Consider the following 2,180-nt stretch of genomic DNA (forward strand, 5'->3'; position numbering starts at 1 on the left):
ACGGACCGCCGGCCGGCGTCCGCGCGTCCGGTGGTGTGGGAGACGGCACTCCAGCGGGTAACGGAATACGGGATGTCCCTGCGGCGGGTGGCCCCGCAGGCGGCACCCGGACGGGTGACGGACCGCCGGCCGGCGTCCGCGCGTCCGGTGGTGTGGGAGACGGCACTCCAGCGGGTAACGGAATACGGGATGTCCCTGCGGCGGGTGGCCCCGCGGGCGGCACTCGGACGGTTGACGGATCGCGGGCTGGGGTCCGTGCGTCTGGTGGTGTGGGAGACGGTGCTCCGGCGGGTAACGGAATACGGGATGTCCCTACGGCGGGTGGCACTGGAGGCGGCACCCGGACGAGTGACGGACCGCCGGCTGGCGTCCGTGCGTCTGGCGGTGTGGGAGACGGCACTCCAGCGGGTAACGGAATACGGGATGTCCCTACGGCGGGTGGCACCGGAGGCGGCAGCCCGGCGGGTGACAGATCGCTTGGTGGCGTTCGGGGGGTTGCTGGTGTCGGGGGTGGCACGTTGGCGGGTAACGGAATTCTGGATGACCTTGCGGACGACGGCGCCGTAGGCGGCAGCCCGGCGGGTGACGCATCGCGGGGTGCCGTCCGGGCAGCCGATGGCGCCGGGGACGGTGCTCCGGCGGGTAACGGAATGCGGGATGACGCCCTGGAGGGGGGCGGGAGCCCGGCGGGTAACGGATTGCCGGGTGATGTCCGGGTGGCTGGTGTGGGAGGCGGCACTCCGGCGGGCGGCGGGAAGCCGGGGGATCCTTCGGGCGGGGGCGCCGGAGGGAGTGGTTCGAGTGGCGGGGTGGCGGGGGATCCTGCGGATGGTGGGGCGGGAGGCGGTGCTTCGGTGGGTGGTGGAGTTCGGGGCGGTGGGGGGCGGCGGGCGTTGGCGGGGTTCGTGGTGGCGGGGGCGGCGGGAGCGGGGCTGGTGTTGGTGGCAGGGGGGCGGACGTGGGCGACTGTGCAGTTCTTCGGGGCGGCCGCGGTGCGGGCGGTGCCGGTGGAGTTGGGCGGGAATGAGCTGGTGCCGGCACTGGGGCCACTGGCTCTGGCGGGCTTCGCGGCGGTGATCGCGGTGCTTGCCACCAGAGGAGTGTGGCGGGCCGCCGTGGGAGCGGTGATCGCGTTGTGCGGAGCCGCTGTGGTCGTGGCCGCGTTGCGGGGGGCATCGGCAGGCCAGATCGTGGCGCTGGCCCGGGACCGGGTCTCCCTGGCCGCAGGCGATCAAGTGACCGTGGCCCTCAGCTGGGGCTGGCCCGTGCTCGCCGCCGCAGGAGGGGCCGCCCTGGCGGCGGCAGGGCTCACGGCCGTAATGCGCGGGCGCCGCTGGCCGGGAATGTCCGACCGCTACGACCGCCCGGCACCCGCGGGTTCACCGGCGGACGACACCGGACCGTCGTCGCCGACCGCCGGCACCGAGGCCGGAGAACGGCGAGGGGAGCGGGCCCTCTGGGACGCCATGGACCGAGGAGTCGACCCCACCGACGACCCGTCGGGACGCGCGGGGGAATCCGGGCGCGGGAAGGACTGACAATCAACCCCACCGACACGACACCGACCGGGAAAGCGGAGGACCGGAGCGCGTTCGCCACAGCCCGCACCCCCGTGTTCGCCTCGGCCCGGAGCCCGGTGTCCACCTCGGCCCGGTCCCGACTGTTCACCACAGTGTGGACCCGCGTGTTCACCACGGTCCGGAGCCCTCTGTCCACCACATCCCGGACCGGCATGTTCGTCACAGGCCGGACCCGCGCGTTCGCCTCGGCCCGAAGCCCTGTGTCCGCCTCGGCCCGGTCCCGCGTGTTCACCACGGTCTGGGCCGGCATGTTCGCCTCGGTCTGGAGTCCTCTGTCCTCCACGGCCCGGTCCGGCGTGTTCGTCGCGGGCCGGTCCCGCGTGTTCACCACGGTCTGGGCCGGCATGTTCGCCTCGGTCCGGAGCCCTGTGTCCTCCACAGCCCGGACCGGTGTGTTCGTCACGGGCCGGAGCGCCGTGTCCGGTACTGCCTGGAACTCCGGGTTTGTCGTGGTTTGGAGTCGCGTGTTCGGCTCGGTCTGGAGTGCTGGGTTCGTCGCAACCTGGAACTCCGGGTTTGCTGTGGTTCGGAGCTGTGGGTTCGTCGGGGGGCGGAGGTCTATGTTTGACGCAAGTTGGAACTGGGTGTTCGCCATGGGGG

General features: G+C 73.0%; 1 protein-coding gene. It reads left to right on the plus strand.

Annotation, left to right across the window (positions count from 1 at the left end; translation table 11 throughout):
* Nucleotides 1–650: 650 nt before the first annotated feature.
* Nucleotides 651–1,538, plus strand: a complete 888-nt coding sequence (locus ACFP1K_RS40990; RefSeq protein WP_380763992.1) for a Trp biosynthesis-associated membrane protein — start codon at nt 651–653, stop codon at nt 1,536–1,538.
* Nucleotides 1,539–2,180: the final 642 nt, after the last annotated feature.

The sequence above is a fragment of the Sphaerisporangium aureirubrum genome (assembly GCF_042658925.1).
GTDB lineage: Bacteria > Actinomycetota > Actinomycetes > Streptosporangiales > Streptosporangiaceae > Sphaerisporangium > Sphaerisporangium aureirubrum.

What these genes read in the sequence shown, in the direction of transcription:
- ACFP1K_RS40990 (WP_380763992.1), top strand. Translation starts at nt 651, where the DNA reads ATGCGGGATGACGCCCTGGAGGGGGGCGGGAGCCCGGCGGGTAACGGA.